Annotated in this window: 4 protein-coding genes; all 4 read right to left on the bottom strand. The window is 47.7% G+C overall.

The genetic code is table 11. The features are described 5' to 3' along the window. Positions 1-1,377 (bottom strand): hypothetical protein (locus tag MHN01_RS14635; RefSeq protein WP_239412019.1); only part of this gene is annotated, 1,377 nt, incomplete at its 3' end. Between the two features lie 685 nt (positions 1,378-2,062). Further along, positions 2,063-3,538 (bottom strand): sulfatase, encoded by a 1,476-nt coding sequence (locus MHN01_RS14630; RefSeq protein ID WP_239412018.1) that lies wholly within the window; start codon positions 3,536-3,538, stop codon positions 2,063-2,065. A 77-nt stretch (positions 3,539-3,615) separates the two neighbouring features. Beyond that, positions 3,616-5,145 (bottom strand): sulfatase, encoded by a 1,530-nt coding sequence (locus MHN01_RS14625; protein WP_239412017.1) that lies wholly within the window; start codon positions 5,143-5,145, stop codon positions 3,616-3,618. A 102-nt stretch (positions 5,146-5,247) separates the two neighbouring features. Beyond that, a partial coding sequence (locus MHN01_RS14620) for a hypothetical protein (protein ID WP_239412016.1) occupies positions 5,248-5,632 on the bottom strand: 385 nt, incomplete at its 5' end.

Genomic DNA, 5,632 nt, shown 5'->3' with positions numbered 1-5,632 from the left:
CGGCTGAGGGTTAGAAGCTTTTGGTTCCCCATTGGTTTCGTAGTTTCGGACGAAATGTCCCTCAAAGGTTTTCTCACCGCCAAGGCCATCTGTTTTTAGGCCGGCGTGGCGCTCGATCAGAGCCGTGATTAGCTCCTCAATCTCATCGTCGGGATTGACTTTGTCCGCCGCCATCAGCAGAAAGATTGCCCAGCCAACGTTGTCAGCAACCGGTGTTTTATTTGGTTCGGTATCAGCCCGCTGAAGTTTGCGATGCAGGAAGCCATCTGGTGAGTAGGAGTTTGTTGTGTCAAAGCTGCCATAAGAAATCAGGCTTTTTATGGCAGTCACATATTGAGACAGCTCATCCCTAAGCCAGGCTTGGTAGGAGAGGTTGTCGTCATTAAGATCTGACAGGGTGAATGTCAGTCCGTTTGAATACAAAATCTTGCCATCTGCCGTCGTTGCAAAGTCGAGCACTTTTCCCAGGTCCCAATCAAGTGGTTGGGGCTGGTAGCTGGCGCGTTTTCTTACTTTTTCCTGCGGAACAAACAAAAACTCGGTTTTGTCGTTGTTGCCGCTTGTCAGATATAGCCCCGCCGCTTCTTCGCGCCCGAATACCCGGCTAAAGCTAAGTTTGGAAAGATCTGTTCCCTGATACATAGGGGTCAGTTCCTTCTGCTTATAAGGCAAACGGTAAACGGTATCTTCCGTTAGTACATACAGGCGCTGATCGACCATATCCAGTGCGATATCTTTTACCGGCTTAGACGTAGGGATCAGGAATTTTGTGGCCGGACCGCCGTCGTAGGCTTTGTTTTTGTCGGCGTTTAATCGATATACACCGAGATCACTGCCCACAAACAGCTTGGAAGCAAAATAGGCCATGCCATAGTGAGGTTGTGGGGTTGCTGACTCTGAACGGAGCTCAAGGCGCTTAAAAATGGTAAGTTTGCGGGTGTTGACGTTTAACGCCAGAACGGCATCTTTAGATGAGCTGCCCTGGCTGTTGCACACCGCAAAATAAAGGAATCGGCCTGAAGGCGTAAAAGTCATGCCACAAATTGGCGCGTCATGTGCCAATGTCATGTCGGGTAAGAGCTGCTTTATATCATCGCTGGTCACTGTGTGAAGTACGGAAGTATTGATATCCCGTACCTCGATGCTCATTGATGAACTGTTGGCAACAGCGTAGTAGCCCGATACCTTGGCGGCCGCGACCAGATCACTTGGTCCGTCAAGGAAGGGCCAGGCTTCGGACTGAAACCCCGGTACCTCGACGGCCGTCTGAGTTGCGCTCTGGGTGATCTCTCCTGCAGCATTGGCACCGAAACAACTGCCCATGGCAACTATCTGGAGCCCAAGCCCGAGTAGCTTACGGTCTAGTTTTTTACTCATGATACCTCTTCATTATTATTGCTATTTTCGTCGTATTGCGAATTACCTGCACACAGTAAATGGCTGTGTGCAGGCCGTTTTCATGAGAGGAAATGGTCTTTTCGACAACTGGATGAAAGCCATCCAGCAAAAGTGGTAATGAAGTCCATTTCCTGATGTTCAGGTAGTTTTGCTGGTTCTGATTGAAGGGCTAGTAATATGGAGCCTACCTCGCCAACTGAACCATTTGTACAGAGAATAAACTTGCTTGAAATATAAACGTTTCGAATAATTTTGTCACGTGACAGCTCTAACACTTGCTACTTTCGTTCAATAATTGGCAGGTGGATATACAACGAGTGTGACAGCTGACTAGGTAGTATTCTCTTACAGTGAAGATGTTATTTACCTATTAAAAAATAAAGGATTACCGATAAAAATTTTACTAGGAAGCTTGGAGGGCTCATAGGGTGAGCTCTCCGTATGGTGAATTATAGAAAGTGAGAACAAGGCTATCAGAGCTGTTTGCTCATGTTTGATATGCAGTTGTTGAGACATTCTTTGAGCGTTTTTATTGAAACGTTCAAATTGCGTGCAAAATAACGTGCCTAATATTCAGGTTTTACCTGAGCTTAAGCAAGCCTTCTCAATTTACTGTGTTCCTGTAAGTGTGTACTTACTAGGCCTGTGGTCACTGAAGTTATAATCATTTAACCTTGGCTATGGTATTACTTATTCGATCGTTGTGCTCCTTCACATCGGTTATTGTGCCTTTCTCATATTGATGGTTACGGTTTCTTGCCGTGCGTCCATAAGCATTTGGCGGGAGCTTGCTATCCCAGGCATCAAATTTGTTTTGTAAGTGCTGGGCGATGTTCGGGTATTGGGCACTCAAGTCATGGTACTCCTCGGGATCCCTATTCATATTGAACAGGCGTATTGTCTTGGGGCCACTTTGATCGTTATAGGTCAGCTTCCAGTTTCCATCACGGATGGCATAGTCATCGTCACGGCGCCAGTAAAGCGTTCCGTGAGGGATATTCTCAATGCTGCCAGTGATATAGGGCATTAAATCCTTACCATCAAAATCAAGGCCTTTGGGTGGGTGGGTGATGCCAGCCCTTGCCAGCATGGTCGCGGTAATATCTAGATTGATAACTGGTTGGTTGTAGACAGCCCCATGAGGGATTTTGCCTGGCCAACGCATAACAAAGGGAACGCGAACTCCTCCTTCATAGGTGTCGCCTTTAAAGCCGTTGAACGGGCCGGGACTCGACATGACGGTTTGGCCTCGCTGTTTTTTCCGTGGTGGTTTCAGGCCTTGTCCGCGAGGGCTACCGTTATCGCTCATAAAGAAAACCAGAGTGTCGTCGTCTAACCCTTTTCGCTTAAGGGTGTCCATTACCGCACCCACACCGTCATCCATGGCCAGCAGCATACCAGCGAACAATTTTCTCTCTTCGTTGGCATTTAAATCCTCAAGGCGATCAAGATATCTTTGCGGGACAACCCAGGGATGGTGTACGGCGTTGTAGGCCAGATACAGGCAGAAGGGCTTGTCCGTTGAACGTTCGATGAAGTCGACGGCTTCTTCAGTAAACATTTCTGTGAGATAGCCGTTGGAGTTTTGAATTGGTGGCTCTATTGCGAAATTTCGATAAATAGGGGACTGCCACTTTTTTCCGCCTTCCTTGCTATCGGACCAGTCGTAGTCGTGCGAACCATTGAGAAAACCGTAAAAGAAGTCGGCGCCACGATTGACTGGATGTCCTTTTTTACTACCTAAGTGCCATTTGCCGACGACACCCGTGGTGTATCCTTGTGATTTCATCATTTCCAGAAAGGTGGGTTGTGACAAAGGGATGGTGGCACCATTTCCATTACCGTAATACCCCAGGCGTTGCTGGTATACGCCCGTCATCAGACCGGCACGTGACGGGCCGCAGACAGAAGCTGACACATAGGCTTGAGAAAATTGTGTACCTTGCGTGGCCAGTTTATCGATATTTGGGGTACGGATATCAGTGTAACCATGGTAGCCAACATCTCCCCAGCCCTGGTCATCGGAATAGATGATCAAAATGTTGGGTTGTTCCACAGGTGTTTGTGTATCCGGTGCAGGGGCATCCGCGTGTGCCATAGCGGTATTAAACAACAAGGCAGATAATACAAGTCGTTTCATTGTTAACCTCTGATAATTGAGCGCTAATTGGGTAGCGGCAGCTATCGGGCTGCCGGATTTTCGATATCAGGCTGTAGTTACCACTCTATTTTTTTGGCCAGCCTTCGCTCTCGGTGAATTGTCTTGAGCCGCTTCGCTTCAACCTGAATTTCTGCCGTACGGTTAATCAGATATTCGGTGTCAGAGCGCTTGGTGAAGAGTTCCAGCATCGGATCGTCAAATTCCCTGAATTGCTTCAGCATCAGGTTTTCCATTTGTTTCTGCTGAGTCTGGTACTTGGGATTATCGGCAAGATTGATCGTGGCATCCGGGTCATTGCGGAGATCATAAAGCTCTGTCACTGTCCGGTTGAGGAAAAATTCAACTCGCTCTTTGATTGCGGGATCTTTCTTGGCTGCCTCCTTCATGGCTGCGAAGGTTTTGCTGTTGTTTGCCGAGGTTTTATACATACGGCCCCCAACGGCCCAGGGGTTAAAGATATAAAGCCATTTATCGTTCTGAACGGCGCTCATCGGGAAGATGTGACTGCCTGCATTCTCGAAGTATTGGGTGAAAACATGATCTCTGCCGGTTTGCGCTTTCAGCTCCATTAACGGTAGAAAGCTTCGGCCATCAAGGGACTCTGGGATATTTGTGCCTGTGGCTTCGAGTAGGGTAGGCATCAGATCAACCATGGAAATATAGTGTGTATCATCGACGTCAGGCGTGATTTTACCCGGCCAGCGAATGAAAAAAGGCGTATGGTTGCTGTTACGGTAAACATTGGATTTGGCGAACGGGGCAGAGATCCCGTTATCTGATAGAAAGACAACAATTGTATTGTCACTGACACCGGCCGTTTCCAGTGAGTTCATCAGCGCACCCACGGTATCGTCCAGCCGTTTTACCGAACTGAAGTATTGAGAAAGCTCTGTTCTGACACCGGGCAGATCTGGCAAGAAGCTCGGTACTTCTACTTCATCGGGACGATAAATGCGTGAGGGCCTCTGCCTGCCGTTTTGTTCGTAATCCGGGCTATCGACAAAATAGGGCCTGTGAGGGTCATGAGAGTTCACCATCATGAAGAAAGGTTTGTTTTTCGCTTTAGCCGATTCGATAAATGCGGTGAGGTGTTGCTGGTAGAGTTTCGGACTGCGGCCGTCACCAAGCTGAGGTCTGTCTTTGCTGTAATCCCAAATATATTCATCGACGTATTTGGGGGTAGAATGGTTTAGCTTGCCAAGGATCCCGACGCTGTAGCCGTTCTCCTTCAGCTCTTCTGCCAATGTTGGAATAGGCTGAGTGGTCGGATAGAAACCGACAATACCGCTATTTTGAATATACCGACCGGTAGCGATAACACCACGCGATGGCTCACTCACCGATACCGTTACAAAGGCTTTTTCGAATCGTATTCCTTCATTGGCGAGTTTATCCAGATTCGGTGAGATTTCTGGTACAGCCGAACCCGTGATCCCGAGGGAACCATAATCCATATCATCGGCAGTAATGAGCAAAATATTGGGTGATTGCGGCTGTTCGGTAACTTGCTGGGGAGCTGCGATACAAGGCTGTGAAATAGCAGCACACAGCGTGATTACCACGCTTGATAGATATTTCCTTTTCATCTGTGGTATCCGTGGGTCAGTTAGTGAAGATGGGGCTGATACAAATACGGCAACAGAAATATCTGTTGCCGTAATATTTTGTCTGGAAAGGATTAGTTATCCTTAGTGGCCTTTCTTGCCACCGCTACGCAGACGATGTTCTTTCTTCAATTTTTTCGCTTCAAGTTGGATATCAGCAGTACGATCGACGAGGAAGTCGTTATCATCGCGCTTAACAAATAGCTCGAGCATAGGATCGTTATACTCTTCCATATGCTTTTGCATCAGTGCTTCCATTTGCTGTTGTTGAGCTTGATATTTCTTGCTGCCCGCCAGGTTATTCTTGGCATCAGGATCGGTACGCAGATCGTAGAACTCGGTAACAGTGCGGTTAAGGAAAAATTCAACCCGTTCTTTGATCGCAGGATCCTGATCGGCCAGCTTCTTCATCGCCTTGAAGGTTTTACTGTTGTTCGCCGAGGTCTTATAGACACGACCGCCAACTGCC

The sequence above is a fragment of the Photobacterium sp. OFAV2-7 genome, assembly GCF_022347985.1.
In the GTDB taxonomy this organism is placed as follows: Bacteria; Pseudomonadota; Gammaproteobacteria; order Enterobacterales; family Vibrionaceae; genus Photobacterium.
Note: the sequence above shows the minus strand (reverse complement) of the source record. Positions and strands in the feature narration are given on the sequence as shown.

What these genes read in the sequence shown, in the direction of transcription:
- MHN01_RS14630 (WP_239412018.1), bottom strand. Translation starts at nt 3,538, where the DNA reads ATGAAACGACTTGTATTATCTGCCTTGTTGTTTAATACCGCTATGGCA.
- MHN01_RS14625 (WP_239412017.1), bottom strand. Translation starts at nt 5,145, where the DNA reads ATGAAAAGGAAATATCTATCAAGCGTGGTAATCACGCTGTGTGCTGCT.